1 protein-coding gene is annotated in these 1,236 nt (G+C 51.4%); it reads left to right on the top strand.

Annotated features, from left to right (window positions below; genetic code table 11):
- A partial coding sequence (locus QUB06_RS09045; protein WP_333435018.1) for a hypothetical protein occupies nucleotides 1-1,236 on the top strand: 1,236 nt, incomplete at both ends.

Consider the following 1,236-nt stretch of genomic DNA (forward strand, 5'->3'; position numbering starts at 1 on the left):
TAACCCTCACGGGTCATACTAACTATGTAACAGGAGTGGCGATCGCACCAGACGGAAAAACCGCGATTTCCGCTTCATGGGATAAAACCCTGAAAATCTGGGACACCGAGACAGGCACCGAAATATTAACCCTCACGGGTCATACTAACTATGTAACAGGAGTGGCGATCGCACCAGACGGAAAAACCGCGATTTCCGCTTCAAGGGATGACACCCTGAAAATCTGGGACACCGAGACAGGCCGGGAACTGAAAACTCTCACTGGTCATACTGACTGGGTAACAGGAGTGGCGATCGCACCAGACGGAAAAACCGCGATTTCCGCTTCAGACGATAAAACCCTGAAAATCTGGGACACCGAGACAGGCACCGAACTATTAACCCTCACGGGTCATACTGACTGGGTAACAGCAGTGGCGATCGCACCAGACGGAAAAACAGCGATTTCCGCTTCAAGGGATGACACCCTGAAAATCTGGGACACCGAGACAGGCACCGAACTATTAACCCTCACGGGTCATACTGACTGGGTATATGCAGTGGCGATCGCACCAGACGGAAAAACCGCGATTTCCGCTTCCGAGGATAAAACCCTGAAAATCTGGGACACAGAGACAGGAACCGAACTATTAGCCCTCACGAGTCATACTGACTGGGTAACAGCAGTGGCGATCGCACCAGACGGAAAAACCGCGATTTCCGCTTCAGAGGATGAAACCCTGAAAATCTGGGACACCGAGACAGGCACCGAACTATTAACCCTCACGGGTCATACTAGCTGGGTACTAGCAGTGGCGATCGCACCAGACGGAAAAACCGCGATTTCCGCTTCACATGATAAAACCTTGAAAATCTGGGACACCGAGACAGGCACCGAACTATTAACCCTCACGGGCCATACTAGGGCGGTACTAGCAGTGGCGATCGCACCAGACGGAAAAACCGCGATTTCCGCTTCAAGGGATGACACCCTGAAAATCTGGGACACCGAGACAGGCACCGAACTATTAACCCTAACTGGTCATACTAACTCGGTAAATGCAGTGGCGATCGCACCAGACGGAAAAACAGCGATTTCCGCTTCAAGGGATAAAACCCTGAAAATCTGGGACACCGAGACAGGCACCGAACTATTAACCCTCATGGGTCATACTAACTTGGTAAATGCAGTGGCGATCGCACGCGACGGAAAAACAGCGATTTCCGCTTCAGACGATAAAACCCTGAAAATCTGGG

The organism is Microcoleus sp. D2_18a_D3, assembly GCF_036702455.1.
In the GTDB taxonomy this organism is placed as follows: Bacteria; Cyanobacteriota; Cyanobacteriia; order Cyanobacteriales; family Microcoleaceae; genus Microcoleus.